This window comes from Moraxella osloensis (assembly GCF_001553955.1).
In the GTDB taxonomy this organism is placed as follows: Bacteria; Pseudomonadota; Gammaproteobacteria; order Pseudomonadales; family Moraxellaceae; genus Faucicola; species Faucicola osloensis.
In genome coordinates this window covers 1,689,294-1,715,699 of sequence record NZ_CP014234.1, presented here as the reverse complement: position 1 = coordinate 1,715,699, position 26,406 = coordinate 1,689,294, and the positions used below count along the sequence as shown (strand labels likewise).

At 45.9% G+C, this 26,406-nt stretch carries 24 protein-coding genes and 1 tRNA gene; 11 read left to right on the top strand and 14 right to left on the bottom strand.

Annotated features, from left to right (window positions below; genetic code table 11):
* The first annotated feature begins 1 nt into the window (after position 1).
* The 4 genes from panC to AXE82_RS07540 all read left to right on the top strand — a co-directional run bounded on the left by panC (position 2) and on the right by AXE82_RS07540 (position 3,817).
* The gene (gene panC / locus AXE82_RS07555; RefSeq protein ID WP_062333203.1) at positions 2–946 is read left to right on the top strand and encodes a pantoate--beta-alanine ligase; all 945 of its coding nucleotides are present in this window, start codon (positions 2–4) and stop codon (positions 944–946) included.
* 2 nt (positions 947–948) lie between these two features.
* Positions 949–1,824, top strand: a complete 876-nt coding sequence (gene rapZ, locus AXE82_RS07550; protein WP_062333200.1) for an RNase adapter RapZ — start codon at positions 949–951, stop codon at positions 1,822–1,824.
* Positions 1,825–1,875: 51 nt separating this feature from the next.
* Positions 1,876–2,385, top strand: a complete 510-nt coding sequence (gene yjgA / locus AXE82_RS07545; protein ID WP_060996185.1) for a ribosome biogenesis factor YjgA — start codon at positions 1,876–1,878, stop codon at positions 2,383–2,385.
* Between the two features lie 199 nt (positions 2,386–2,584).
* The gene (locus AXE82_RS07540; RefSeq protein WP_115304602.1) at positions 2,585–3,817 is read left to right on the top strand and encodes a sugar transporter; all 1,233 of its coding nucleotides are present in this window, start codon (positions 2,585–2,587) and stop codon (positions 3,815–3,817) included.
* A gap of 81 nt (positions 3,818–3,898) precedes the next feature.
* Here AXE82_RS07540 and glnD read toward each other — a convergent pair whose 3' ends face one another.
* Complete coding sequence (glnD, locus tag AXE82_RS07535; protein WP_062333197.1) at positions 3,899–6,577, bottom strand: [protein-PII] uridylyltransferase; 2,679 nt, start codon at positions 6,575–6,577, stop codon at positions 3,899–3,901.
* 143 nt (positions 6,578–6,720) lie between these two features.
* Positions 6,721–8,079 carry a glutamyl-tRNA reductase gene (gene hemA / locus AXE82_RS07530; RefSeq protein ID WP_062333194.1) on the bottom strand — a complete coding sequence of 453 codons (1,359 nt, stop codon included), beginning with the start codon at positions 8,077–8,079 and terminating at the stop codon, positions 6,721–6,723.
* A gap of 558 nt (positions 8,080–8,637) precedes the next feature.
* Here hemA and AXE82_RS07525 point away from each other — a divergent pair.
* Together AXE82_RS07525 and lolB are read left to right on the top strand one after the other, a co-directional pair.
* Entirely contained in the window at positions 8,638–10,518 is a 1,881-nt protein-coding gene (locus tag AXE82_RS07525; protein WP_062333191.1) for a tetratricopeptide repeat protein, read from the top strand.
* A 259-nt stretch (positions 10,519–10,777) separates the two neighbouring features.
* Positions 10,778–11,458, top strand: coding sequence for a lipoprotein insertase outer membrane protein LolB (gene lolB, locus AXE82_RS07520; protein WP_062333188.1), 681 nt, complete (start codon positions 10,778–10,780; stop codon positions 11,456–11,458).
* A 51-nt stretch (positions 11,459–11,509) separates the two neighbouring features.
* On the opposite strand, the gene AXE82_RS07515 is transcribed toward lolB, so the two are convergent.
* The 3 genes from AXE82_RS07515 to AXE82_RS07505 all read right to left on the bottom strand — a co-directional run bounded on the left by AXE82_RS07515 (position 11,510) and on the right by AXE82_RS07505 (position 14,702).
* Positions 11,510–12,289: a PAP2 family lipid A phosphatase gene (locus AXE82_RS07515; protein ID WP_062333183.1), complete on the bottom strand. Its 780-nt coding sequence runs from the start codon at positions 12,287–12,289 to the stop codon at positions 11,510–11,512.
* A gap of 104 nt (positions 12,290–12,393) precedes the next feature.
* Entirely contained in the window at positions 12,394–14,040 is a 1,647-nt protein-coding gene (locus tag AXE82_RS07510; protein ID WP_062333180.1) for a phosphoethanolamine transferase, read from the bottom strand.
* 191 nt (positions 14,041–14,231) lie between these two features.
* The gene (locus tag AXE82_RS07505) at positions 14,232–14,702 is read right to left on the bottom strand and encodes a type IV secretion protein Rhs (protein WP_115304603.1); all 471 of its coding nucleotides are present in this window, start codon (positions 14,700–14,702) and stop codon (positions 14,232–14,234) included.
* 211 nt (positions 14,703–14,913) lie between these two features.
* Here AXE82_RS07505 and AXE82_RS07500 point away from each other — a divergent pair, with 211 nt between their 5' ends.
* Both AXE82_RS07500 and AXE82_RS07495 read left to right on the top strand, forming a co-directional pair.
* The gene (locus AXE82_RS07500; RefSeq protein ID WP_007116574.1) at positions 14,914–15,312 is read left to right on the top strand and encodes a hypothetical protein; all 399 of its coding nucleotides are present in this window, start codon (positions 14,914–14,916) and stop codon (positions 15,310–15,312) included.
* A 112-nt stretch (positions 15,313–15,424) separates the two neighbouring features.
* Positions 15,425–15,500 (top strand) — tRNA-Phe (locus AXE82_RS07495).
* 104 nt (positions 15,501–15,604) lie between these two features.
* On the opposite strand, the gene AXE82_RS07490 is transcribed toward AXE82_RS07495, so the two are convergent.
* From AXE82_RS07490 to tyrS, 6 genes are all read right to left on the bottom strand, one after another.
* Positions 15,605–15,826 carry a DUF1653 domain-containing protein gene (locus tag AXE82_RS07490; RefSeq protein ID WP_040403821.1) on the bottom strand — a complete coding sequence of 74 codons (222 nt, stop codon included), beginning with the start codon at positions 15,824–15,826 and terminating at the stop codon, positions 15,605–15,607.
* Positions 15,822–16,220 (bottom strand): FKBP-type peptidyl-prolyl cis-trans isomerase, encoded by a 399-nt coding sequence (locus AXE82_RS07485; RefSeq protein ID WP_062333177.1) that lies wholly within the window; start codon positions 16,218–16,220, stop codon positions 15,822–15,824. The genes AXE82_RS07490 and AXE82_RS07485 overlap by 5 nt, the downstream gene beginning before the upstream one ends.
* Positions 16,221–16,232: 12 nt before the next feature.
* Positions 16,233–17,186 (bottom strand): D-2-hydroxyacid dehydrogenase, encoded by a 954-nt coding sequence (locus AXE82_RS07480; protein WP_062333174.1) that lies wholly within the window; start codon positions 17,184–17,186, stop codon positions 16,233–16,235.
* Positions 17,187–17,200: 14 nt separating this feature from the next.
* Complete coding sequence (locus AXE82_RS07475; protein WP_062333171.1) at positions 17,201–17,530, bottom strand: type II toxin-antitoxin system YafQ family toxin; 330 nt, start codon at positions 17,528–17,530, stop codon at positions 17,201–17,203.
* The gene (locus AXE82_RS07470) at positions 17,508–17,780 is read right to left on the bottom strand and encodes a type II toxin-antitoxin system RelB/DinJ family antitoxin (protein ID WP_062333167.1); all 273 of its coding nucleotides are present in this window, start codon (positions 17,778–17,780) and stop codon (positions 17,508–17,510) included. The genes AXE82_RS07475 and AXE82_RS07470 overlap by 23 nt, the downstream gene beginning before the upstream one ends.
* Positions 17,781–17,865: 85 nt before the next feature.
* The gene (tyrS, locus tag AXE82_RS07465) at positions 17,866–19,086 is read right to left on the bottom strand and encodes a tyrosine--tRNA ligase (protein ID WP_062334862.1); all 1,221 of its coding nucleotides are present in this window, start codon (positions 19,084–19,086) and stop codon (positions 17,866–17,868) included.
* A 224-nt stretch (positions 19,087–19,310) separates the two neighbouring features.
* Here tyrS and AXE82_RS07460 point away from each other — a divergent pair, with 224 nt between their 5' ends.
* Positions 19,311–20,540, top strand: coding sequence for an anhydro-N-acetylmuramic acid kinase (locus AXE82_RS07460; protein ID WP_197931455.1), 1,230 nt, complete (start codon positions 19,311–19,313; stop codon positions 20,538–20,540).
* Positions 20,541–20,710: 170 nt separating this feature from the next.
* Here the strand turns inward: AXE82_RS07460 and AXE82_RS07455 are convergent, their stop codons facing one another.
* Positions 20,711–21,466, bottom strand: a complete 756-nt coding sequence (locus AXE82_RS07455) for a DUF3800 domain-containing protein (protein ID WP_062333162.1) — start codon at positions 21,464–21,466, stop codon at positions 20,711–20,713.
* A 139-nt stretch (positions 21,467–21,605) separates the two neighbouring features.
* Here AXE82_RS07455 and fabF point away from each other — a divergent pair, with 139 nt between their 5' ends.
* Both fabF and AXE82_RS07445 read left to right on the top strand, forming a co-directional pair.
* On the top strand, positions 21,606–22,907 hold the full coding sequence (fabF, locus tag AXE82_RS07450; protein WP_062333159.1) for a beta-ketoacyl-ACP synthase II: 1,302 nt from the start codon (positions 21,606–21,608) through the stop codon (positions 22,905–22,907).
* 146 nt (positions 22,908–23,053) lie between these two features.
* A complete protein-coding gene (locus tag AXE82_RS07445) occupies positions 23,054–24,037 on the top strand; it encodes a hypothetical protein (protein ID WP_062333157.1) in 984 nt (327 codons plus the stop codon).
* Here the strand turns inward: AXE82_RS07445 and AXE82_RS07440 are convergent.
* Together AXE82_RS07440 and uvrC are read right to left on the bottom strand one after the other, a co-directional pair.
* Complete coding sequence (locus tag AXE82_RS07440; protein ID WP_062333153.1) at positions 24,034–24,390, bottom strand: YkgJ family cysteine cluster protein; 357 nt, start codon at positions 24,388–24,390, stop codon at positions 24,034–24,036. The genes AXE82_RS07445 and AXE82_RS07440 overlap by 4 nt on opposite strands.
* A 67-nt stretch (positions 24,391–24,457) precedes the next feature.
* Positions 24,458–26,335 carry an excinuclease ABC subunit UvrC gene (gene uvrC / locus AXE82_RS07435; protein WP_062333150.1) on the bottom strand — a complete coding sequence of 626 codons (1,878 nt, stop codon included), beginning with the start codon at positions 26,333–26,335 and terminating at the stop codon, positions 24,458–24,460.
* Positions 26,336–26,406: the final 71 nt, after the last annotated feature.

Below are 26,406 nucleotides of genomic sequence, written 5' to 3'. Positions count from 1 at the left end.
AATGCAAGTATTTCATACCATCAGCGCATTACGTGACACCTTAAAACCTTTACGCCATCAAGCGGCCGCGCCAAAGATAGCGCTGGTCCCCACGATGGGTAATTTGCACAGCGGTCACGTGACCCTCGTCAAAAAAGCCAAAGAACTTGCCGATATCGTGGTGGTCAGTGTGTTTGTTAACCCAACCCAATTTGGTGTGGGTGAAGACTTTGATACCTACCCACGCACGCTAGAGGCCGATGTGGCAAAACTTACCGAGGCAGGAGCAAATTTTGTGTTTGCCCCAAGCGTGGAAGAAATGTACCCGACCTACCCTAACAACGTGCAAGTGCTGTCAGGCGATATTAGCAGAATCTTGTGTGCCAACACTCGCCCCACCCACTTTGATGGTGTCGGCTTGGTGGTGAGCAAACTGTTTAATATCGTCCAACCTGACATCGCTATTTTTGGCAAAAAAGACTATCAACAGCTTGCCATTATCCGCCAGTTGGTCGCTGAGCTCAATTTCCCGATTGAGATTGTCGGGGTGGATATCGTGCGGGCTGATGACGGGTTGGCATTATCGTCTCGCAATCAATACCTAAGCGAAGCAGAACGCCAACTTGCCCCCACCTTGCAAAAAAGCTTGCAACAGCTTGCCAGTGAGTTAAAAACTGCCAATTTTGCCGATTTTGACCAGATTATTGCCAGCGCAATCGATAAGTTAAATCGCGTGACGGTGGCTGATTCAGGCTTTAAAGTGGATTATTTGGCAGTTAAAAATCGCTTGTTGCAACCGCCGAAACCCACTGATAAAGACTTGGTAATTTTGACCGCTGCTTTTTTGGGCAAGAAAACACGGCTTTTAGATAACCTAGAGTTTAGTCGGGAAATGAATCAGGAAATGAATCAGCCATCGGCTAGCGATTTTAATCGACAACCTACCACCGCATCTGTGAAGGATTAACTATGTCAACGCTACAAGTTATCATTGTTTCAGGACGTTCAGGCTCGGGTAAGACATCGGTTCTCAATATTATGGAAGACTTTGGCTATTATCCCATTGATAATTTGCCACTCTCGCTAGTCCCTAGCGCCATTGATAAACTTGTACATGACAGCCAAATTTATAAAATCGCTATTGGTATCGATGTACGCTCGCCACAAGCGGACTTATCGCGGTTTGCCGAGGTCTATCATAAGCTTATAGAGACTTATAGCAAACCGGCGATTAAAATACTGTATGTGACTGCCCAAGAAAGCGTCCTGGTGGCACGATTTGACGCCACGCGCCGTGTCCATCCGTTAATGGCGGTGTCGGGCAATCTACCCAATGCCATCAAAAAAGAAATCGATATCTTAGAGCCCATTGCTATTCGCGCTGATATCAAAATTGACACCAGCCTGCTTAATATCCACCAACTCAAAGAAGTCATCCGCGATCACTTGGGCGTGGATAATGCGGTAACCGTCAATATTTTATCCTTTGGGTTTAAATATGGGGCACCGATTGATGCTGATTTTATCTTTGATGTGCGCACCCTACCAAACCCGCATTGGAAGATTGAACTGCGCAACCAGACAGGGCTAGATGATGGGGTCAAAGCATTTTTTGCTGACTACAGCGAAGTAGATGACATGGCGAATGATATTATCGCTTTTTTTAAAAAATGGTTACCGCCTTTTTTGCACAACAATCGCCATACCGTGACCATCGCTATCGGCTGTACTGGGGGCAAACACCGCTCTGTGTATATCGCAGAAAAGTTGGGTGAGTCACTGACCCAGTCGCTACCCAAAGAGATGGTGGTACGTCTCAAACACCGTGAAAAAAACCGCTGGTAGCACGTTTTGAATCAACTTTTTACTGATGATTGATAACTTTGAGATTGATAAATGATTAATTTTGACCAAATGGATATGGCGGTTAGCCGTACCGAACTAAAAAAAGCCCATGAGCGCCTACAGCGACTGGCTGAGCCGCTTGCCAATTTGTCAAAAAAACAAATGAAGGCGCTGCCTGCCAGTGAGTTTTTTTTGGATGACTTGCTGCAGCTTGCCGATATCACCAGCCATGAAGCACGTAAACGTCACATCAAGCGTTTGGGCAAATTGCTGGCTGAAGAAGAACCGCATGCGATTGTCGAATTTTTATTTCGCCATACCTTTAGCCCTGAGCAACAAGCCAAAATTGAAAGTTGGCAAACCCGCCTAAATTTGCAAGATGACAATACCTTAAAACAATTTACCAAAACTTTTTTTGACAGTGAATTCAACACCATCAAGCAGCTACTGATTTGGATTGCGTATGCCGAATACACCCAAGATGATGAATTGATGAAAGAGAGCGTGGCTGATTTACACACTTATATCCGCCAAGTGGCGATTTTGTCCAAGGGTAAATAGTCGGACTGATTGCCATTTTTCTAACCCCTTATCCCTATGTGGATTGGCTAGTGGGTATAGCGGATGACTGTATGATTGATTTATCCGCTACACATTGGGTTATGGCGCTAGCCTATGAGTCGATTTTTTACTGTCAAAGCTATTTTCATCATAAAATAACGTAAAATTGCTTTTATTTTATACAGTGAGCCGCTAAGGTATGCCATCAGCCTTAGCCATCCTGTCCGCAATGAGTCATTTTCACCAGTTACGTCAACACATCCAGTCCAATCCCAACTATCCCAACCAAATTCGCCAATGGCGCGTGATTGTCATGGCGATTTCGGCATTTATTTTTAATACTACCGAATTTGTGCCAATTGCGCTGCTCTCTGACATTGGTCATAGCTTTGCCATGCCGGTAGAAACGGTGGGGCATATGATCACTATCTATGCTTGGATTGTGGCTATTTTGTCGCTCCCTGCCATGCTTGTCACTGCCCGTATTGAACGGCGTAAGCTATTGATAGCATTATTTGTTATCTTTATCGGGGGGCATGCGGTATCGGTGATGGCGCAAAGTTTTGCCATGCTGTTGGCTGGGCGGGCATTGATTGCGCTGGCGCATGCGGTGTTTTGGTCAATTACCGCAAGCCTTGTGGTGCGTGTTGCGCCCAAAGATCGTCAAACCAAAGCCTTGGGGCTACTGTCAATGGGTAGTGCGCTGGCGACGGTGCTTGGGCTGCCATTGGGTCGGATGATTGGGCAGTGGCTTGGGTGGCGGATGACGTTTGGTACGATTGGCGTGGCTGCGCTCTTGGCAATGATTATGGTGTGGTGGATTTTGCCAAAACTGCCGAGCAAAGATGTCGGCTCAGCCGCAAGTTTACCCAGTATCTTTAACAATATCCCCTTGCTCACTGTCTATACACTCACTGTGCTATGTGTGACGGCACACTTTACGGCGTATAGTTATATTGAGCCTTATATGCTGACGATTAGTCAGTTTAGTCAGCAATTTGCCACGGTGATTTTGCTGGGTTTTGGGGTGGCAGGGTTGCTAGCGAGCTGGCTATTTGGGCACTTTTATGACCGTTTTCCACGGGCGTTTTTGATTAGCGCGATGGCAACGCTGCTGTTTTCGTTACTGGCATCGGTCTGGCTGCCTCATGTGCCAACCTTATGGCTTGCCCTAGCAATGCTGTGGGGGTTGGCAATTACGGCGATTAGCCTTGCTTTGCAGCTGCGAGTATTGCAGCTTGCGCCGAATGCCACTGATGTGGCGATGTCAATTTTTTCGGGGATTTATAACATCGGTATCGGCGGCGGCGCGTTCGTCGGTGGATGGGTGATTGCAAGCCTAGGACTGGCGATGGTGGGTTATGTGGGGGCAGGTATCGCGCTCATTGCCATGGTTTGCTTAATGGTGTATTTGGCGCGCACCCAAAAGTAATCAGACCCCAGAGCTTATAATTGCGCTTGCGCTTAGACTTACGATTGGGCTTGCTTGCAGGTGACTTTTTCCACTGACAAGTTAACTGACATTCAGCGTTTCTACCAATGCCTGTTTGAGTTTTTCGAGGCGCTCATCCGATAGCGGTTTGTCTTCATGGCCAGTGATAAAGAACATATCTTCGGCGCGCTCACCCAATGTGGTAATGCGGGCAAAATGCACTTCAATATCATGCGCCAAAAACACCTGCCCAACACGCGCAAGCAAGGCTGGCTGGTCAAGGGTTTCCAAAATCATCATATGCTGGTTGGATTGCGGGTTAAAACTAAAAGACACTTTGGTCGGCACATGAAAATGCTTGAGCTGTCTAGGCATGCGTCGCTGCGCCACCTCAGGCAGCGTTGGACTAGTAAAGGCTTGTTTTAGACGCTCAACAAGCTCAGTTTGGCGTTCGGTATCGGTAAGCAGCGTGCCATGTCTATCAAGCAGTACGTAAGAATCTAGGGCAAAATCTCGTGAGGCGGTGATGACGCGCGCATCGAGCACGTCCAAATCCATTTGGTCAAACACCGTCATGGTCACCGCAAATAAATTGGATTGGTCATGGGTGTAGATAAACACTTGCACGGCATCGAGTGCCAACTCGCGATGTTCACGCAAAATAATCAGCGGCTCAGGTTGCTCGCTCTCTGTGCGTTGTTTTTGTGCCTCATCATGTGCCATGATAGCTTTGGAATGCCAAACAATATCGCTTGGGACTTCACGCAAAAAATACTCCTCCCCTAGCCCATCCCACAGGCTTTCAATGGCAGCCAAGCCATTATCACCCGCTAGCAAATCACGGGCGCTTTGCTTGTTACTGGCAATCATGTCTTGGCGGTTCATCGGCGCATCAATATCAGCCCGCAGAATACGGCGGGTTTGGGTATATAGTTGACGCATCAAGGTTGCGCGCCAACTGTTCCAAAGCTGCGGGTTGGTGGCATTCATATCGGCAACGGTGAGCACATACAAATAATTCAAATAAGTCACATTCCCGACTTTATCGGCGAATTCTGCGACAACTTCGGGGTCAGAGATGTCTTTTTTCTGCGCGGTCATCGACATCAATAAATGCTGAGACACCAACCAGCCGACAAGCTCGGCATCGGCTTGGCTTAAACCATGTGACAAGCAAAACTTGATGGCATCTTGCTTGCCAAGTTCACTGTGATCACCGCCCCGACCTTTGGCGATATCATGGAAAATCGCTGCCAACACCAGCATCTCTTTACGGTCAATACGGCGGTAGATACCACTGACAAGCGGATAAGTATCAACATAATTGTCATCGGTAAAGCGGTGCAACATACGTATGAGCATCAAAATATGGGCATCTACCGTATAACGGTGGAATAAGTCATATTGCATGAGCCCAATAATTTGCCCAAAAGCAGGCAGATAACTACCTAGCACGCCATAACGCTTCATGACTCGCAGTCGCCAAAATAGCAGATTTTGCTCTTTGAGATTGTCCATAAACAGGGCTTTATTGACGGGATCATTGCGAAAATGCTCATCAATGCCGCGCGCGGCGATTTTCAAAATCCGTAGTGTGCGGGTACGGATATGGCGAATATTTTGCTGACCCATCAATAAAAACATTTCTAAAATTGCGGTCGGATGCTGGGCAAACACTCGCGTATGGGTTACCGCAATGCGATCACCGACCAATTTGAAGCGCTCATTAATCACCTTACTCACCGGGCGCTGTTCATCGGGTAAGCGCGCCTCAATCAACGTTTCATAGTAGTGCTGGGTGAGCATTTCAGACAATGTTGAGTTTGACATGGCATAGCGGTAATAATCGCGCATAAACTGCTCGACTGCGGCATTGGGATGCGAATTGTCACGGTAACCGATGCGCTCAGCAATCAGGCGCTGATAGTCAAATAAAACACGGTTTTCATTGCGTTTGGCAATTTTGTGCAGATGATGGCGAATCAACCACAAAAAATCTTCCGCTTCTTGCAGCTCATCAAATTCTTTTTCGGTAATAAACTCTTGCTGCACCAGTCCAAACAAGTTTGTCACGCGAAAATAGCGCTTACTAATCCAGCCGACCGTATGAATATCTCGCAAGCCCCCTGGCGCGTTTTTCAGGTCAGGCTCTAGGTTATATTCTGTCGAATTATGTTTAAGATAGCGCGCTTTGGCTTCTGCCATTTTGGCCTCATAAAACTTGGTTTGTGACCAGTTTTTATTAAGTAGCTGCATCGGCAATCCAGCTTGGGCAACGTTGCCCGCCAAAATTCGTGCTTCTAACAGACTTGTTGCGACCGTGATATCATCGTGACAAGCCTCATCGCATTCTTCAACAGAGCGCACCACCAAAGCAGGATCAATCCCAATATCCCAGAGCCTCGCGACGAACGGGGAAATTTTTTGATTCAAGGCCTCATCAATCGGGTTTGGACTTAACAGCAATAAATCCACATCCGAAAAAGGATGCAATTCCCCACGCCCATACCCCCCTGTGGCAAACAGCGTCAAATCGGTTTGATCGAGCTCATACAACTCAAACAAGGCTGCCATCATGCTATCAATTGCACAGCAGCGCCCCATGACGACTTGGCGAATCGGTGTGCCAGATGCCAGCGCCTTATCCAAGTCCGCTTCCACTGCGGCTAACCAAGCGGGTATGCCAAGATTGGCTTCGCCTTGCAGGGTAAGCTGAGGCAGTGGGGTAAAATACGGTAGTATCGGTGGGCAAGTAAACATAGCAAATCCTAATCAACGCCATTGTTATCAGAGTTAGCAGAGCAATTTTCAGTATTACAAATTTGATGCAAAAAAGCTAGCCGCCGCTTGTAGCGAAAACTTAGGCTTAAAAACTTGGGCTTAAAAGCTCAGCGATAGGAAAATTATTGATTGTCAAAAGATGGTGACGCTGGCTCGTCATCAAGCAGGGTGTTGTTATGGGTGAGATAGGGGCATTTGTCTTTGCGAAAGGCATGGGTCAGCTGTTGTGCCACAAAATTGACGGTTTCTACGGGCTGTTCGCTAGCCGTTTCTCGCAATAGTTTGGACGGTGCATGGGTTAACGTTTGGGTGAGTTTACGGGTCAGTTCGGTTAACACGGCTTCGGCTGCATGACCATCGGCAAGCTGCTGTAAGGATTGGCTTAAAATCATATCCGCATGGTGTTTGGCTTGCTCACGGTACTGCTGAATATCCTGACCCACTTGGCGCACCAAGTATTTGCGCTCAATCGCCACCACGATTTGGCTCACCAATAATTCTGCTTCTACGGCAGCTTGGCGACGCTGTTCAAGATTGCCTGCAATCACATGTTGTAAGTCATCGATTGAGTATAAATAAACATCATCTAGCTCACTGACGGTAGGGTCAATATCGCGAGGGACTGCTAAATCAATCATTAACATGGGCTGATGACGGCGCTGTTTTAACGCCTGTTTCACCATGGTTTTATCAATCAAGGTATATAAGCTACCGCTACAGCTGGTTACAATATCCGCTTGCGGCAACACGCTGGGTAATTGATCAAGCGGGGTAATCTCAATCTGCGGCACAATCGTTTCAAGCTCAGAGGCAAGCAGCGCGGCACGCTTAAGGCTACGATTACAGATGATGACTTTGCCGACACCTAAACCTGCAATATTGGTCGCAACCAGCCGATTCATCTCACCTGCCGCGACCACCAGCAAAGTGTTGTTGCTAGGTTTTTGAAAAATTTGGGTCACCAATTTGGCCGCGGCAAAGCCTAACGATACCGCTTGTGAGCCTACCCGCGTTTCGTTACGCACTTGTTTGGCGGCGGCAAATACCTGCTGAATCACCCAGCTAAGCTTACTCGAGATAGCTTCTTTGGCACGGGATTGGCGCACCGCCTGTTTGATTTGTCCCAAAATCTGCGGCTCGCCCAAAATCATCGAGTCTAGCCCAGACGCTACCCGTACCCAATGTAGCAGTGCATGGTTATTTTGATATTGATACAGGTGTGGCGCGATTTTTTGCATAGGCGTGTTTTTAAAAGCCGCTAGCCATTCAATCACTTGTGACATCGTGCTAGTAAGGGCCTGTCCTTCAGGGGCTAGGGCATAGATTTCAGTGCGGTTGCAGGTCGATAAAATCACCGCGCCTTGGGTGATCACTTTGAGCGAATCTAGGGCAATCGGCAAATCTTCAGCAGCAAACGCCAATTGCTCACGCATGGCAACTGGCGCTGTTTTATGATTTAACCCAATAACCAGAAGCTGCATATAACGTAATGACCTTAAAAATGACCGCGTTTATCAAAGCCGATTTTTGTGAACCCAAGTTTGCTAGCTAAGTGTGCTAGCTAAGCGACATCTAGCCTATATCAGTCTATCGACGTTTGTCATGCTTGATAACACAGGGGGAAAAGTGGCAATATAAACAAACTTAAAGCAACTTAATAATAACCACTTAATAAAAGTAAAGTAGAAAAGTGGATTATTATACCATTGCTAATAAAAAATGAAAAACATCCTGCTTTTTTGATTCAGTAAAATTCTTTAGCCAGGCTTTAAAGCATTACAATTTAAAGCATTACCTTATCTAGCATGCCTAGCATTTTGAACAGTCATTCGAGCTATCATCATATTTTTTTACTTAATTCTGCCACATCTGCTCGTTTGGTTGCTATTTACTCATACGATTTAACCATAATTCTACATAGTTCGACCAGTTGAAGCCGTATAATTCAATTTTATCATGAACATTTTGTTACATCTTACTTGTCACTGATTGTAATACTGACTGTAATTTTTAGGTACGTTACTGTCCAAGCGAGCTAAATGCGAAAGTTGTTTCCAGCGGTTATTTCATCGGCTTGTTGCGCTGTGCGTGGTTGTCCCCTCAATCCACGCTTTTTTGCGTCGAAATATGTCAATCCTTATTGTTTATCGATTGATTTACCGATGCAGTTATCAACACCGCACCAACTTTTTGTCAAGCTAAAGCCCAATCTGAAATCTAACTTAAAGCCGCTTGATGTATTTAATTTTACCGCTTTAGGCAAAAATGTAGTCGCGACTACACTCACGTTGGCGAGCTTATTGTTTAGCCCAGCAGTTTTTAGTGCGGAGGCAAATTTTGCATCTGCTAGTCAGTCTGTGAATCAGTCTGTTAGCCAGCCCAGCCTGTATGCGATTTTGATGGCAGAGTTTGCCGCAGATCGCGGTCGTATAGATCAGGCGTTAGCGACCTATAAGCAGCAGTCTTTTTTGGCGGATGCGGCCCCGGTATTTGAACGCGCACTGGGTTTATCTTTACAAAATGAACCGCCACAGTTGTCACTCGCTTTTGCCAATGCGTGGCAACAGCAAAACCCTGACCATGTGCCGGCGATTTTTTATGTGACCCATTTGGCACTCAAAGCGCACGAGTATGAATTAGCCGGTGAAAAGCTCAATCAAATTTTGCAGTACGATCCTGACGCTGATTTAAGTCAGATTTTGATTGGGATTTATCCCACGGAAACCCGTGACCAAGCTGAATTGCTTGCTACGCTCAATCGATTAGACATCAAAAACAACCCTTCACTACTGGTCATGAAAGCAGGTCTGCTGCTACAGTTTCAACAGCCCAAAGCCGCGTTAGTGGCGATTAATCGGGCGCTTAAAACCAACCCAAAAAGCCCGGCTTTTTTGACGTTAAAAGCAGATATCCTGCAAGCCTTATCGCCCAGTAATCAAGTGATTGCGTTTATTGCGCAAGCGCGTAAAACCGTCCCTGACAATAAAGCGCTATTTGTCTATCAAATTCGCTATATGCTAAAGCAAGGCAAAAGCGCGCAGGTCTGGCAACAGCTCAATGCCACGGCTAATCGGCAGTTTTTAGCAGATGAAGAAATCAAACTGCTGGCCGCTTTGGTGGGTATTGATTTGAAAAAATACGCCGCGGCAGATCGCTTACTCAAAGCGTTGATTGCCAGCCCCAACTTTAAGGACCAAGCCAATTATTATTTGGCTGTCAGTGCCGAACGCCAGAACCTACTCAATGATGCGATTGGCTACTATGGCAAAGTGATGCAACCTGACTTGGTGCTCAAAGCCAGACAGCAACAGATTGATTTGTTAATCTCGCAAAGTCGTTTTGATGAAGCGATTGCCAGTAGCATCAAATTACGGGAGCAATTTGACAGTTTCGCGCCGCAAAGCTACATCATGCAAGCCAATATTTTGCAAAAAAACAACCAAACCGCGCAAGCGTTAGCCTTGCTTAATAGCGCACAAACCAGTTTACCCAATAATACCGATATCTTATTTGCCAAGGTACTGTTACTGCCCGATGATGATGACGCCAGTAAACTGCAACTGTTAAAAGAGTTGATTCGCCTTGCGCCCACAAACGTGGATTATCAACTCGAATATGCGCAAACCTTGGTCAATTTAAAACAAAATAATGAAGAAGTGACCGCCCTACTGACGGCATTAATTAATGATAAAGAAGTCGGTTTAAGGGCGCGTCAAATACTGTCGCAACAAGCGCTGCATCAGGCTAATAACGCCACCGTCATTAGTCTGTTATCGGATAATTTTGATATCGTACCCGATGTGATTAGCGGCCTGCTGCTGCAACAAGCCTACTTAAATTTGGGCAACCAAAAAGAAGCGGCTCGCATCAACCAAATCTTGGTCCATGAACTCGGTTATCAACCCAAAAATCTACAATAGCGCTGTCTAAAATCGTCTCTAAGCATGACGACTAGCGAGCAATGAAGGTTGTAAAGCAGATAGATGACAGGTAAATAGCAGGAAAACGAGAGATAAATAACAACCGCTTTTTCACCAATTTGAGCAGTTAAGCAAAACAGGCTTAACAATGGCTATTTATAGTTTACCCATCAGTTTTTTAAACCATTATACTTGAGCGGAACCAGTTAACATTTGATGAAAACTTGATTAACAAATTTGATTAACATTTGAGGATATTATGCATTTATTACCAGCGGTCACCAGCAAAGTCACGGGGTTAAGTATTGCCTGTTTGGGCATCAGTAGTATGCTGTTAACAGGCTGTCAGTCAGTACAGGCAACAACTAAGCCAATCCTAGCCAAGCCTGTCGCCACAGTGATGACAACCCCTGTGGTCAATACCCAAACAACCACGGCGCCATCGACCACATCTACTGAGCAAGCGGCTGCAAGTACGCTACCAAGCGCGCAATTTACCATCAATGGTAAAATTGGCATGACCACGCCGCAGCAGGCAGGCAGTGCGTTTTATATTTGGACACAGCAAGGTCAAAACTTTGCCATTGAGATTGCCGGTGCGATGAATGCGGGTCAAACCAAAATCAGCTACAATGGTCAATCTGCGACGTTAACCAACGAAAAAGGCACTATCAATGCCGCTACCCCTGAAGAACTGCTATTACGTGCAACCGGTTGGCAAGCGCCCATCTCACAGCTGCCTTACTGGATTCAAGGTCAGCCAGCACCCAGTGATGCCAATGATAAAAAAGACAGCACTAATCGCCTAGTGAATGCCCAAAATGGCGATTGGACAGCCACTTTTAGCTATAGCAACAGTAACGATAAACTGCCTTCTCGCTTAACTGCCAGTCATCCGGGTGGCTATAAAGTGGTGATGACCATCAATCGCTTAAACTAGCCATGAAACCCAAAAAAAGCGTGGGGTGTTCCTCAACGCTTTTTTATACCTTTATACCATAAACCAGCGCTTCGAACTTTTTGCGGACGCAGGTTTGGCATAAAATCGACACCAAGCCCATGCCACTGCCGCGCAAATCCCCCATGCCAAGCTCATAGATACCAGCGTATGACTGAAAAAATGGTCACCTATCAACATTTTATACCCACCCATTAGCCAAGCTATCACCGTCACCATCGCTGCGATGTGCCAGCGCTTGTGCCAAAGACTTGGGATAAACGCCCAAGCATACAGGGCGAACCCAGCACTGGCATGCGCCGCAGGGAAGCATTTTGAGGGGGTTCCGGCTTGGATGTTTTCTAGTATCGTGAGATACGGATACTCACCGCCAAAAATTTGCAAGTGATTGGGACACACCACATGAGTCACCCCTTTAAGCGATGCGATAATCAAAGGTACCAACACCATCCCGACTAAAAGATAGCCCATTTCAGTCAGTGATAGTGGGCTAAAAGGCTTAAACCATGCCTGTCGCTTGGCAAGCCAGTGACTCAATGAACGGCGTTGTAATAAGTAGCGTTGTAGCCATGCGATTGCCATATAGACTTCAAACGCAATTAATAGTCTTTTGGGAATGGTATAAAAAATTAAGTTAGGGAGTAGTGATTCTTTGGCAAGCAGCCAGCCATCTATGGGGGAATAAAAGTACTGGCTGATGGCTACATCGATGGCACTGTGCTCCAGCGTTAGCGTAAAGATGATGGCCAGTACCAGTCCGAGCACGGTCTGCCTACTGGCAAAATTTTTTAATTTAGCGGTCTGTATAATCATCTATTTTGAACCATCTATCTTGCCGTCGCTGGAGTTGGACGCACTTTTTATGTCTAACATTACTTAAATGGCTCTAATTACCCAAATGGCTTTACTGGATAACTTTACTTGATAAATAAAGGTTTGCCTTGTACGGTTTGCGCACGCACATCAAACAGTTTTAACAAGGTTGGGGTAATGGCATCATGGGTGAGCTCAGTATTAGATGGCACTGCTTGAATGCCTGAGTGTTTACCTGCCCAAAACATCGATGCGACGTGTTTTTGCGCTTTAGGCGCGATTTTATAAGGCATACCATGTAAATAGATGCCGTTTTCGCCCAGACTTTCACCGTGGTCACTGACATACAGCATCGCTACTTGGTGGGTGCTGTCATATTTGTCTAACCAGTTCACCGTTTTTGCCAAAAAGTCATCGGTGGCAAGTAGCGCATTGTCAAAGGCATTAATCACGCTTTGTGGGTCGCATTTGGCAAGTTCATTGCTTTGGCAGACTGGGGTGAATTTTTCAAATTGCTTATCATATCGTTTAAAATACGCAGGTCCGTGATTACCCATTTGGTGCAGCACAATTAGGGTATCCTGGTTAAGCGTATTTTGGTTAGCTTGTTGTTTGACGTAGTCATCTAAGCCTACTAGCATACCCACATCGCGGCACTCGCCATAGGGGTTGGTATTACACATCGTATTGTTGCGCGCAGTTTTATAATCGACAAAATCCGCCGCGGGCAAACGATTAGTGACGCCTTTTGAGCTTGAGTTGTTATCACGCCACAAGATATTAACCTTTAGGCGATGTAAGGTATCAAGTACGTTTTCTTGGTAGTTGGCGGTATCCACATCGTAGTCTTTCATGCCGACATAACTAAACATACAAGGCACCGAATAAGCGGTTGAGGTACCGCAGGCGATGACTTGGTTAAAATTAGTTACCCCAGCCGTCGCTGCCATCTGCGGGAAGGTAGTTCGGTTATACCCATTTAGCTGCACATGGTCGCCGCGCGCGGTTTCTCCAACTACAAATACCACCAGTTTTGGCTTACGGGTGGTAGGATTACTCACCTGCACCGCATCGGTGGCATGCATGATTTGGGTTTTGGGAGCTTGTGCTTGTTTGAGCTGTATACTGGCAAGTTTACCCAGTGCATATACAGGGGTTGCAGGATTGGTATAGCTACGAAGCTGTTTATGTTCACGGAAAAAACTGGCGTAATTTTTACTCATTGCCAAAATCGGTAACACTACCAAACCGAGGCTGACCAAATACGTCAAGCCGCGCTGCAATATGCTGCGCTTGATGGGGGGAAATGTGACCTTTTGCCACGCCACCCACACACTAGGCAATACCCCAAGCAATAAAATGCGTAAGATAAAATTGACGTTAAACAAATCGGCGCTTTCTGCTTTATCGGTTTGTAGCGCGTTTTGTAGCATATTGACATCATAGACAGTGCCATAAGTATCAGTAAAATACGCCGTGACTGCCGCGGTCAATAGCAAAAAAATCAATACCGCTTTAAGGGTGTAACGATAGCTGAGCAGCACAATAACCAGTAGCATGACACCGAATAGCACCAACGGCAATGAGCCTATAAACCCAATATGCTGGGCAAACGGATAGACTTCCGTGGCTTTATCAAAGAAAGTAATATTGGCGGTTAGGGTCAAAAATAGCGCGACAATACCCATCATCACATAAGCATTAATACCTTGCTGACGCCATGCTAACCATCGAGAGTTATTCACTGACATACGATTACTCACCTTATCTAAATGCACCAAAAAATAGCCATTATATAATAACCAAATTTAGGATGAGGCTATCATACAGATTTAGCTTAACTGAACCTTAAGACACCCATCCATCAAGCAATTATACCAAAAAAACTACCGCAATCGCGACAAACATGAGGTAGTGACAGCGACACAGAGAGTTGATAACGCTAGGCGGTGGCAGGCTGTAAACTGGCAAACGGAATAAAGGCGAGTAATGGCTCATAATCCTGTTTGAGCTCACGTTTTCGATAATAATCTTCCACCATACGCGCTTGCTGCTCTATGCCATAACGGCCAAATGGCTTATTGGCTTGCAGCTCGTAGCTATAGCGCCGATTGAGCAGGGCGCGGCGAAACACCTTAATGCCTTGTTGGATTTGCCAAACATGGGTCAATTCATGCACCAGCCACGCGCGCAGATAGACATTTTGCTGACTAAAATCATCACAAAAATCTGCTGGATGAAAATACACATGACCATTGGGACTGACCGCATAGCCTTTGAGCACCCACCATGCGGTTTTTAGGCGTATACTATCAAGCTGTAACGTATCACCAAATACGCTAACCGAGATGGCTTTTTCGCCCTCCGTTAGTGGACGGCATCGAGCAGGTTGTTTTGAAAAACACTTTATCATTTCACAGAGTGTATCCAAGATTTGGTTAACCCAAAAAAGCCATCACGCCTTACCAACATGCTGCCCAACGCCTTACCAAAGCATTGACAGCTTTTATTTTTAGCAAAAAACACGGAATAACAATTATAAGTTTGTTGGTATCCTAGTGACTATTTTATACTAAATCAACATGCGCTAATTAAAACGTGCGCTAATTAAAAAGGAGGGCTTTATGCCATTAGAATCCGTTGCCATCAATAACTTTGAAAACAATAGCATTGACGATCCTGAACTCAAATTGCGGGTGGAAAAATTGTACGATAGCTCGCCTGAGTTTGCTACAGGTCGTGATGCTGTGGCGTTTTTTGAAAAGGCCTTCGCCAAGGGTGATATCCTGTATTTGGGGATGTTCAATGAAAAACCGATTGCCGCGATGGGCTGCTTTAATGAAGGCATCGAGTCTAGCCGATTGTTACAGTATATTGTGCTGCATCCCGCCAATCGCGGGCGCGGTCTTGCCCCAAAATTCGTCAAACAAGTCACCGACATTGAGCGCAAAAAAGGCAATACCAAGTTTGTACCCGGCTGCGGCGCCATTCATCGTATTTTAGCCATGTACGAATTGATATGAATGGGTATTTTGCCAGTTACTAGCAACTTTTTGCAAAAAGTTTAAAATAGTGCTTGACACCTTTGGCGATTTTTAGTTTAATAGCCGCTCAAATACTGATGCTGACAAACATGGCGCGGTAGCTCAGTCGGTAGAGCAACGGATTGAAAATCCGTGTGTCGGCAGTTCGATCCTGCCCCACGCCACCATCATTTGTCTTAGGTATAAATCGATTAACCCCAAGCTTATTAGTTTGGGGTTTTTTGTTGTCGGTTATTTTTATATCATTGACCCCTATCCATTACCGCCAAACTTAACTGTCTAGCGGTTTTATCAGCTTAAATCTTTGCACAGCTTCGCCATTGACTTCCACCGTTTCGGCAAACATCACAAGCGGTCGCACCCACACCCCATACGCTTGGTAGAGCGCACGGTAGACGACCAATGCCTCTTCAGTTTCGCTATGTTTGGCGATGTGCAGCACTTGATACAGATTGCCTTTGTAGTGCTGATAAATACCCAATGTAATCTCAATCACGAGTTTTGACATCCAATAATTCAATTTCAAAGGTTAAGTCTGAATTTGGCGGGATTTTTCCGATTTGGCGCTCACCATACGCCAAGTGACTTGGCACAATGAGTTTGCGCTTGCCACCAACTTGCATGGCTATGAGATTGGCAGGGTTTTCAACTTGGGCTTGATAGCCGATTTTTTGGGCGTATTCGCCACCCAAAACGCCCACGTCCCAACCTTTAATCACCCGCCCTGTGCCAATCACAGCTTCAAAGGGTTGCCCGCGGTGATGCGATGAGTCAAATACCGTGCCATCTGGCAAATAGCCTGTGTAATGCGCGGTAATCAGTGCCCCACGCTCGGCAGTTTTACCAGTGCCAATAGTTAGGTCCTGAAATTGCAGTTTACTTGTCATATTTATTGTCCGTTATTTTCCCTTATGGGATAGTTGGGTAAACTCTTGCACTTGCTGACACAATATATCCCATAGGTTAAGCTGGGCATTGACGCTGCCCCACGCATTATGGGGGGTAAAAATCACTCTTGGGTGGTCTTTAAGTGTGAGTAATGGGTCGTTGTCTTTAATTGGTTCATGTTCAAACACATCTGCCCCATAGCCTAATAATTTACCTTGTGTAACGGCATCAGCCACCGCCTGACTATCGACCACGCCACCGCGCGCGACATTGATAATCAATGGTTTTTTTGTCATCTTGGCAATGCTATTGGCATTCACTAAATGCTGCGTTTGCTCCGTCAATGGACAATGCAAGGTAATGACATCGGACTGAGCAAGGACATCATCAAACGCGCTATAGTCGCTATTTCTTGGCGGTTTGTTTTGGTGTTCGGCTATCAATACCGTCATACCAAAAACTTTGGCAATTTCCCCAACCCGTTTGCCAATTGTGCCATAGCCAATAATGCCCAGCGTTTTGCCTTCAAGGTCAATGAGTGGCGTGTCTAGCAGACAAAAGCGACCATCTTTTTGCCAGTCACCCTTGACTACTTCATGATGATAGTGGCGAGCCGCTCGCATGGCTGAGAGTATCAGCATAAAGGTATGTTCGGGGACGCTTTTGACCGCATAGCCTGCGACGTTTTTAACAGTAATGCCGTGTTTGTCACAAGCGTCTTTATCGACGTTGTTCATCCCTGTGGCGGTCAGTTGGATGAGTTTGAGCTTTGGGAGCTGCGCGATAATTTCGGCGGTAAGCTCAACTTTATTGGTGATGACAATATCCGCGTCTTGGCAACGCTCAATAATGATTTTGGGGTCATTGGGCGTTTGCGCATAGACTTGATAGTCGCTCAGTCCGTGTGGGGGTGTTAATGCTAAATCAGCGGAAAAAGTCGCTCGGTCGAGGAAGATGGCTTTCATTTTTAAATTCCTTTTTATTCAAATAGTTCGCTATGTGTTCCTGCACGAGTAAAATAAACTGTCTCAAATTTTGTGATGGTTTGAATTTTGTAGATTAATAAAAAATCGCCACCCACATGTAACTCTCGAAATCCTGCCCAATTTCCTTTTAGTTCATGGTCTTTCCACTCTGCCCCTAACGGCTCATTATTGGCAATTAATAACAACATGACTTCTTTGAGCCTGACCATGTCATAACGCCCTGTTTTAACTAGCCTTTGCCAATCATTCAAAAAATCTTTGGTAAAATCTGAGGCTCTGGGTAAATTCGTGCGTTTTGAATTAATCGGCTTTTTCGAGGGCATCAAACAATTCCTTATTACTGCTAAATCGGGCTTGCTTGTCTGCAATCATGGCTTCAACGTCTTGCATTGCACGTTGCGTGGTGGCGTTAGGAATTGCGACGTCAAACGGAATAGACTTTGTTGCCGTAACTTGACGTAAAAATAGACGAATCGCTTGCGCAGGCTTAATACCCAGTTCGTCAAACACTTCAAAGGCTTGGCGCTTTTCATTGGCATCAAGTCGAAATTGATACATAGTTGATTGTGTCATAGCTACTGACCTCTATAAAAAGCAAAAAAATGTAGTGATATTGTCACTACATTTTAAAATAAAACCATTGGTTAAGCAATAGACTTTAGGAAATCGTCACTTTGGCATAGGCTTTTTTGCCGGCTTGAATCACCACCGTTTGTCCTGCAGTGAGGGCAAATCCTGCATCCACCACCTGCCCATCCACTTTCACCGATTGGTTTTTCAAAAAGTCTTTCGCTTGCGCCGAGTTTTTCACCAAATTGGCTTGGTTTAACACTTGGGTGATAAATAACTGCGCTTGCCCATCAAGGCTAATCGTCACCTCTGGCAAATCCAATGGCAACTCACCTTCTACCAAGCGATTGCCCGCTGATTTGTGCGCGTTTTCGGCGGCTTCTTTGTCATGGAAACGCTCAATCAGCTCTAGTGCCAAAATACGTTTGACTTCTTGCGGATTGCGCCCGTTTTCGATGTCTTTTAGCAAGGCTTCGACTTCATCCATAGGTTTGAAGCTAAGTAGCTCAAAATAACGCGCAATCAAAGTGTCTGGCATGGACAAGATTTTTTGGTACATGGAGCCTGCGCTGTCATAAATGCCGATGTAATTGCCAAGCGATTTGCTCATTTTTTGTACGCCGTCTAAGCCTTCCAAAATCGGCACGGTGATACAGACTTGTGGCACTTGACCATAGCGAGATTGCAAGGTGCGACCCATGAGTAGGTTAAAGGTTTGGTCAGTACCACCTAGCTCAACATCGGCCTGCATGGCGACTGAGTCATAACCTTGCACCAGTGGGTACAAAAATTCGTGAATCGAAATCGGCGTTTGGCTGTGATAGCGTTTTGAGAAGTCATCGCGCTCGAGCATACGAGACACGGTTTGCTGGCTTGCCAAACCAATCATGTCACCTGCCGACATTTTGCTAAACCAATCGGAGTTAAACATTACTTGGGTTTTGGCGGGGTCAAGGATTTTAAATACTTGCTCTTTATAAGTTTGGGCATTCTCCAGGATTTTTTCTTCAGACAACGGCGGACGAGTGGTATTTTTACCCGTTGGGTCTCCAATGCGAGCGGTGTAATCCCCAATCAAAAACAACACTTGGTGTCCCAAATCCTGAAAATGCTTGAGTTTATTGATTAAAACCGTATGACCCAAGTGCAAATCGGGTGCGGTCGGGTCAAACCCTGCTTTGACTCGCAGTGGGCGGTTTTCTTGAAGTTTTTTAATTAAATCGTCTTGCGAAATAATTTCGTGCGTACCACGTTGGATGAGTTTGAGTTGTTCTTCTGGTGCTAAAAATCTATGAGTAGAATCGGTCATGCTTACCTCGAAAAAAGCGCGGGTTAAAACGGCTGAAAAAAAGTGAAGTTTAGCCATTATAGCAAATTTGCAGATAAAATAAGGCAGGCTTTTAGTATGCTATAATCAAGGCACTCTCTACTTTGACAGCCCGAACGAGAATAATTATGAGCCAAACGTTGCCGACTGGACTACCTGCCAACCTGTCTTTTGATGAAGGATTTTTTAGCCATTTTACCGACATCATGGATGATATGATGACGACCAAAGAAAACCCGCTTGCCGACTCGCCGTATGTGATTGGCATGATGGGTGGCACCAGCCTTGACGGACTCGATGCGGTGCTGTGCCAGTTTTATGAGATTGATGAAGACAATGATGAGCCTGTCGAAATTTTGGCGACGGTGAGCGAGCCGTTTCCTGATGATTTACGCGCCGTGTTGTTAGCGCTCACTCAACCAAACGGGGTAGCACAACTCATCGCTGATGACAATTTGGCGTTCGAGAGCGAACTTGACGTATTTGGTTGGGCGAGTGTGTTTTATGCTGAATTTGCCGCAAATTTGGTCAATCAATTGCTCGAGAAAGCGCAGGTGACCCCTGATGAAGTAACCGCGATTGGTTGTCATGGGCAAACCGTGCGTCATCGCCCACAGTGGTCATTTAGCTTGCAACTGCTTGACCCGAATGTACTCGCTGAGCGCACTGCTATTGCGGTGGTGAGCGATTTTCGCCGCCGTGATATGGCAGTGGGTGGGCAAGGCGCGCCACTCGTGCCTGCGTTTCACCAAGCCATGTTTGCTGCGCCGCCTTATCATGCCGATAAAGTTATGCCAAAAGTGATTTTAAATTTAGGCGGTATCGCCAATATCACGGTACTTGATGGCAGCGATGAGGTGATTGGATTTGATACAGGGGTGGCAAATTTGCTCATTGATGGTTGGTGCCAGCGTCATACCCAACAAACTTATGATCACAATGGCGATTGGGGAAAATCGGGGCAAGTGCTTGAACCGTTATTAAATTTGCTTTTGACCCACCCATTTTTTGCCAAGCCATTCCCAAAAAGCACTGGGCGAGAGGAGTTTAATTTGGCTTGGCTTGACGCTATGCTAGAACAATTGGGTCAGCAATTCCCCACTTTGGCGTATTCACCTGCCGATGTGCAAGCGACGTTGGTAGAGCTTACCGCTAAATCCGTCAGCGATGCCATTGTGTCCGTCACTGATGGTGCGCAAGGCGAGTTGTTTGTCTGTGGTGGTGGGGCGTTAAATGCCTATTTAATCAGCCGCTTACAAGATAATTTAGCCACTTGGACCATACAAACCACCGACAAAATTGGGTTGTCGCCGTTGTGGGTCGAAGCCGTAGCGTTTGCGTGGCTGGCTCAGCAGACGATTTTGAACGTACCGAGTAACTTGCCGAGTGTCACCGGGGCAAGTAAAAAAGTGGTGCTTGGGCAGGTGTGTTTCTAGAACAATTGGTTTTAATTTGAAAGTTAAATCAATTGTTTTAAAGCGATAATTATGTTATAGTTTTAGCTATAAATGGATTGGGGGTGCCCAGTCGGCGTTATAGTCTCGGTGGATTCATCGGGACTTTTCGCTTTTTAGGAGTATGGGTTTTTAGTTTACTATCTCTCTACTTATGGAAAATGCTTTAACCCCACTTGGTCAAATTCTCTGCCAACTTGGTTTCGCCCACCTTTACAATAAAATTTTGCTTTCAAAATTTCAAATGCACGATTAGCTTGATCTGGTTGATACACATAACGACCAATCGGGCGAGCTACCAAATCCACCAATTGTAAACCCAAAGAGTTAGTCATTTTTGAAACGACTTTGACCTTGAAAGGCAAAGGGATTTTAAAACGATTTTCACCATTGCAAATTCGCAAAAATTCCAACTCTAATTCGTTATCTTCTTTTGCACCACGACTCTCTACTGCCACAAACGTGATTTTATCCTGTTGAGATTTTTCAATCATCAATTCATAAAGTGTTTCGATACAATGCTTTAGGGAATAGTGATAAGCGTGTAATTCTTTGATTTGCTCAGCTTTAATTTTATGCTTTTCAATTACATGAGCGATTAAAATAAAGTTACTTTCACTCATGATTTGATTCAACTTTTCTAAAAATTGACGCTTTTCTTCAGCTGATTTAAAAATATTGAAATCGCCTTTTTCTTTTCGAATTTCATGCTCATGTAAAACCACGAAATCATGTCCAAAAGTATCAAACTTTAAACGTTGGACTTTGGGTACAACTTTATTTAAGTAATGCGATTTATAAAACACACAGAAAGCGAGAGCGAAAATTGGATAACTCTTATCAATAGACGTTAAGCTATGGTCGCCACTTTCGTCCACATACACCATAAAATCGCTAAATTGTGGCATTTATAACCCTTAAAAACATTGTTTAATTTATCAGATATTATATACAATCAACCTAAAGACGTTAAAGTTATTGTGTTTACACTCGTACACTATTTTTGCTAAACTTTCATAAAATGTTATTCAAAAATTCGAGCATAAAATGATCACAAAATTTAGCCAAAAAAAGCCCCGCTACGACGAACGCCCTGATCATGAGCGTATTGTTATCACAGGCATGGGAGCCATTACCCCGCTAGGACTCGATGTAGAGAGCACTTGGCAACGGCTCATTAATGGCGAAAGCGGTATCAAAGCCATTAGCCATTTTGACGCCACTGACTACCGCGCACAAATCGCCGGCACAGTGGATGGGTTTGATATCGGCTTGTACATGAACGCCAAAGACGCGCGTCGGTATGACACCTTTGTGCAATATGGTGTTGCCGCAGCAGCACAAGCCTTGAAGCAAGCAGGCTTTATCAGTGAGTTGCAAGCCGCGCCTGTACAGCAGGTTGACCCCAACCGTATCGGGGTGATTATCGGCTCAGGGATTGGCGGTATCACCACCATTGAAGACACAGCGGTAAAGCTTCATAGCGAAGGTCCGCGTAAAATCTCGCCGTTTTTTGTGCCCTCAGCCATTGTGAATATGGCAGCTGGGCAAGTGGCGATTCGTCATGGGATTAAAGGGTTAAATCTTGCTACTTCTACCGCTTGTACCACAGCGACTCATGCGATTGGCTTGGCGGCACGATTGATTGCGTATGGCGATGTCGATGTGATTGTAGCGGGGGGCTGTGAAAAAGCTTCAAGCCAGCTGGGTATTGGTGGGTTTTCAGCAATGCAAGCGTTATCAACGCGCAACGATGCACCGACCAAAGCCAGTCGTCCATTTGACAAAGACCGTGATGGTTTTGTGCTGGGTGATGGTGCAGGCGTGCTGGTGATGGAAAGCCTTGCCCATGCCAAAGCGCGCGGTGCGACGATTTTGGCAGAGTTTGTCGGCTTTGGCATGAGTGATGATGCCAGTCATATCACTGCGCCACCGGAAAATGGTGAAGGTGCCGCTATGGCGATGCGTCACGCCTTGAGTGATGCTGGCATTGCCCCCAGTGACGTTGGCTACATCAATACCCATGGCACCAGTACCCCAGCGGGTGATGTGGCAGAGAGCCGCGCGATTGCGGGTATCTTTGGTGAGAACATGGTGGTAAGTTCCACCAAATCGATGACCGGTCATCTACTGGGCGCTGCAGGGGGTATCGAAGCGATTTTCACCGTTAAGGCGCTGCAACAACAAATATTGCCACCGACCATCAATTTGGATCATCAAGACCCTGAGTGCAAGCTTGACTATGTGCCGCATACAGCCCGTAAAGTCGACGGCTTAACCCATGCGATTTCTAACAGCTTTGGGTTTGGGGGTACCAACGGCTCGCTGCTGTTTGCCAAATGGCAGTGACGATAAATAGCAATTAATGTGATGATAACATTGACCCTTTCATTGGCACTTTAACGGTGTGAATTTTGAAAACGGCTATTGAAATTGTAGCCGTTTTTTCGTTAAATGAAGCTATCCTATTTCATCCTTAACGCTGGACACCTTTCATGTCAGGATTTGCCTTCTCCCATCAATTTTCAAAGCGCTGGCTTGCCACCCCTACCCCTGTCAAACACGCCATTATTCAAGAACTCGATGATATCGTTACCTTGCTTTACCCCGATACCGATCTTGATGGGTATGAGTTTAGCGTGCCTAATCTGCATGATAAAGTCGAGGAATTACTGGCTATCGAGCGTGACCATCAAGAAAAATTACAAGCGCAAGCACGGGAACGCGAGCTTGAACAACAACGCTTAGAACAAGAAAGATTGGAACAACACAGGCTGGAACTAGAGCGTTTGGAAAAAGAGCGCCTTGAGCAACAACGACTTGAAGCTGAGCGTTTAAAACAAGAAAGGCGTGAAGCAGAACAGCTTGAACAACAACGTCTTGAACAAATACAGTTAACACAAGAAAACGAGCAAGAACGTCAAGCGCAAGAAGCACGTCTACAACGCGAACGCCAAGCACAAGATGATGCAGCCATTGCGCTACTGGAGCAAGAACGCGCCATTGCCAAACAAGCGCATCTCGCAAAACAAAGCAATCCTGCAAAACTAGCGACGCAACTATCAACTGGCTCAATTGAGGGTGCAAATCACCAGCTAGATGAACAAGCGCAGTCCAAGGATACCGCAACTAGCGATGTCACGATTGAGCGCCATCGCAGTGAGATGGTCTATGCCATTGATCACACTGATACCGCTGATAACACTGATAAAATTGCTGAGCCGTTAGCTGATGACCCAACAGCGGCCTTGATGACCCATGAAACGCGCGTTACTGACCCACTTGTTGATATTGCCAACCCATCTATCGCCACCACGCCCGCTATTGAACAAATCAAACAAGATATCGTCAAACAGCTGCAAGGCTATATCGACAACTATTTGCTCGAATCAATGACGCTGATGAATGAGGATTTGAATCAATGGCTCAAAACCGAAGTGGAAAAACAGCTGACTGTTCGTTTATCACAAAGCCATTAAACAGGCACTTGACTAAAGATATCGTTAGATAACTCATAATGATGACGGGCTTTGATACATTGCTCGTCACCGACTTGTACCGATTGGCAGGTGCTTGAACGTTTATCATAGATTTGGCAAGCCACCGAGTTACCAACTTCGCCCGCTAATGCAATACATCTGACCGGCTTTGTTTCGGTACCTTTCATACAGGTATAAAAATCATTGACTTTGACCGTCATCTGCTCGGGGATACCGAGTGTCTCGCCTTCTGCCCAATAAAAAGACACCCGATAGTTAGCGCAACATGCGCCACAGTGCATGCAGGTATCGCTATCCGAAGCTGCGCTTGATTTAAAAAAAATTTCTGCCATTGTTACAATGCCATGTCATTATCATTGTTAACTACCCATTTCAGCCAAAACGGCTAAAAATTTAATATCAGCCATGCAACACTTTATAAATGGTATTGGCCATTACCTTACCAATGCCATTTACTTGCCCAATTTCATCTTGTGATGCGCCAAGCAGCTGCTGCAAGCCGCCAAAATGATTGAGCAACTCTCGGCGGCGTTTTTCTCCCAACCCAGGGATGGCTTCTAGCACCGAGCTTGAGCGGCGTTTATCGCGTTTTTTGCGGTGTGCGGTAATGGCAAAGCGGTGCGCTTCATCACGGATATGCATAATCAAATGCAGTGCTTTGCTATCAGCCGGCAAATCGAGTGGCTCACGGTCAATAAAATGCAGTACCTCAAGCCCAGCCTTGCGACCTTCGCCTTTTGCCACCCCGACGAGCAAGGTTTGGGTTAAAATCCCCAGCTCGCTCAGTACATCTTTTGCCATATTAAGCTGCCCCTTACCGCCATCAATCAGCAATAAATCTGGCAGCGGCTGTTTGCTATAGCGGCGGTTTAATACTTGCTTCATGGCGGCATAGTCGTCACCGCCCGTGATGCCATGAATGGCATATTGGCGATAGTCGCGTTTGCGTAGCCCGCCTTGGTCAGCGACCACACAGCTGGCGATGGTGGCTTCACCCATGGTATGGGAGATATCAAAACATTCGATACGATCGAGCGATTTGCCTTGCAGCGCCTCTTTTAATACCGCATTGAGCGCGTTAAAGCGAGATTTAACTTCCAAATAATCGCCCAATTTGGTTTGCAGGGCGTTGTTGGCATTCATTTGGGCAAGGGTGAGCCATTCGCTCCGCTGCTCACGAACTTTGGTTTTTATCGTCACCTTTTTGCCAAAGGTTTCAGTTAAGGCTTCTGTCATCGCGGTTTGGTCGGGCAACTCATGGCTTATAATCAGCTCTTCGGGCAAATCATCACTGACTTGAAAATAAAACGAGCTGACAAACTCAGACAAGTTATCCGCTATGTCGTTTTCACTATCCACATCAGGAAAATAATTGTTGCCACCCAAAACCTGCCCATTACGCACATTCATGACATGCACACAGGTAATGCCCGCTTGACTGGCGATGGCGATGATATCGGCTTCACCTTTGACCGTATATACCGCTTGTTTGGCTTGTACTTCGCGTAGCATCGAGAGTTGGTCGCGATACAAGGCGGCTTGCTCAAAGTTCATGTCTTCAGCCGCCTGCTCCATTTTACCCACCAATTTGACTTGCAAATCCGTGCCTTCCCCTTTTAAAAATCGAATGGTGTTGTTGACGTCATCGGCATACTCTTCGGGCGATACCAGCCCGACACACGGCGCTTTACAGCGTTTGATTTGGTACTCTAGGCAAGGTCGCTGACGCTGGGCAAAAAATGCATTGGTGCATTGGCGTACCATGAACATTTTTTGCATCATTAATAAGGTCTGTTTGGCGGCATGTGCCGAAGGAAAAGGTCCAAAAAATCTGCCTTTTTGGTGTTGCCCTTTGCCGCGCCCATAGGCAAGTCTTGGATAAGGTTTATCCGCTGAGATAAACACGTACAGATAGGATTTATCATCACGCAGTAGCACATTGTAGGGCGGTCGATGCAGCTTGATGAGGTTTTGCTCAAGCAGCAGCGCTTCGGTCTCAGAGCGGGTTATGATGGTTTCGATGTTGTCGATACGTTGCACCAGCGCCCGCGTTTTGGGGTGGTCGATGGTTTTGGCAAAGTAGCTGTTGACGCGGCTTTTGAGCGATTTGGCTTTGCCCACATAGATGATGTCGCCATTTTTGCCCAGCATTTTGTACACGCCTGGCAAGTTGGGCAGGCGCTTAATCAAGTGATCCAATCGCGCTTTGCGGTCGGCAGTCGCTGCAGCAATTTCAATGGTTGCAGGGTCGATACTGGGCGTTTTGTTTTTTGGCATTGCTTGTTTACTATTTCACGATTTTTATACTATATTAAGTTAATTCAATCACTTTTCAATGCAAGTAAGCG

What these genes read in the sequence shown, in the direction of transcription:
- lolB (WP_062333188.1), top strand. Translation starts at nt 10,778, where the DNA reads ATGCATTTATTACCAGCGGTCACCAGCAAAGTCACGGGGTTAAGTATT.
- fabF (WP_062333159.1), top strand. Translation starts at nt 21,606, where the DNA reads ATGATCACAAAATTTAGCCAAAAAAAGCCCCGCTACGACGAACGCCCT.
- AXE82_RS07505 (WP_115304603.1), bottom strand. Translation starts at nt 14,702, where the DNA reads ATGATAAAGTGTTTTTCAAAACAACCTGCTCGATGCCGTCCACTAACG.
- panC (WP_062333203.1), top strand. Translation starts at nt 2, where the DNA reads ATGCAAGTATTTCATACCATCAGCGCATTACGTGACACCTTAAAACCT.
- AXE82_RS07460 (WP_197931455.1), top strand. Translation starts at nt 19,311, where the DNA reads ATGGATGATATGATGACGACCAAAGAAAACCCGCTTGCCGACTCGCCG.
- AXE82_RS07515 (WP_062333183.1), bottom strand. Translation starts at nt 12,289, where the DNA reads ATGATTATACAGACCGCTAAATTAAAAAATTTTGCCAGTAGGCAGACC.
- AXE82_RS07500 (WP_007116574.1), top strand. Translation starts at nt 14,914, where the DNA reads ATGCCATTAGAATCCGTTGCCATCAATAACTTTGAAAACAATAGCATT.
- AXE82_RS07485 (WP_062333177.1), bottom strand. Translation starts at nt 16,220, where the DNA reads ATGACAAGTAAACTGCAATTTCAGGACCTAACTATTGGCACTGGTAAA.
- uvrC (WP_062333150.1), bottom strand. Translation starts at nt 26,335, where the DNA reads ATGCCAAAAAACAAAACGCCCAGTATCGACCCTGCAACCATTGAAATT.
- rapZ (WP_062333200.1), top strand. Translation starts at nt 949, where the DNA reads ATGTCAACGCTACAAGTTATCATTGTTTCAGGACGTTCAGGCTCGGGT.
- tyrS (WP_062334862.1), bottom strand. Translation starts at nt 19,086, where the DNA reads ATGACCGATTCTACTCATAGATTTTTAGCACCAGAAGAACAACTCAAA.
- AXE82_RS07455 (WP_062333162.1), bottom strand. Translation starts at nt 21,466, where the DNA reads ATGCCACAATTTAGCGATTTTATGGTGTATGTGGACGAAAGTGGCGAC.
- AXE82_RS07445 (WP_062333157.1), top strand. Translation starts at nt 23,054, where the DNA reads ATGTCAGGATTTGCCTTCTCCCATCAATTTTCAAAGCGCTGGCTTGCC.
- yjgA (WP_060996185.1), top strand. Translation starts at nt 1,876, where the DNA reads ATGATTAATTTTGACCAAATGGATATGGCGGTTAGCCGTACCGAACTA.
- AXE82_RS07470 (WP_062333167.1), bottom strand. Translation starts at nt 17,780, where the DNA reads ATGACACAATCAACTATGTATCAATTTCGACTTGATGCCAATGAAAAG.
- AXE82_RS07440 (WP_062333153.1), bottom strand. Translation starts at nt 24,390, where the DNA reads ATGGCAGAAATTTTTTTTAAATCAAGCGCAGCTTCGGATAGCGATACC.
- AXE82_RS07510 (WP_062333180.1), bottom strand. Translation starts at nt 14,040, where the DNA reads ATGTCAGTGAATAACTCTCGATGGTTAGCATGGCGTCAGCAAGGTATT.
- hemA (WP_062333194.1), bottom strand. Translation starts at nt 8,079, where the DNA reads ATGCAGCTTCTGGTTATTGGGTTAAATCATAAAACAGCGCCAGTTGCC.
- AXE82_RS07480 (WP_062333174.1), bottom strand. Translation starts at nt 17,186, where the DNA reads ATGAAAGCCATCTTCCTCGACCGAGCGACTTTTTCCGCTGATTTAGCA.
- AXE82_RS07540 (WP_115304602.1), top strand. Translation starts at nt 2,585, where the DNA reads ATGCCATCAGCCTTAGCCATCCTGTCCGCAATGAGTCATTTTCACCAG.
- glnD (WP_062333197.1), bottom strand. Translation starts at nt 6,577, where the DNA reads ATGTTTACTTGCCCACCGATACTACCGTATTTTACCCCACTGCCTCAG.
- AXE82_RS07525 (WP_062333191.1), top strand. Translation starts at nt 8,638, where the DNA reads ATGCGAAAGTTGTTTCCAGCGGTTATTTCATCGGCTTGTTGCGCTGTG.
- AXE82_RS07475 (WP_062333171.1), bottom strand. Translation starts at nt 17,530, where the DNA reads ATGCCCTCGAAAAAGCCGATTAATTCAAAACGCACGAATTTACCCAGA.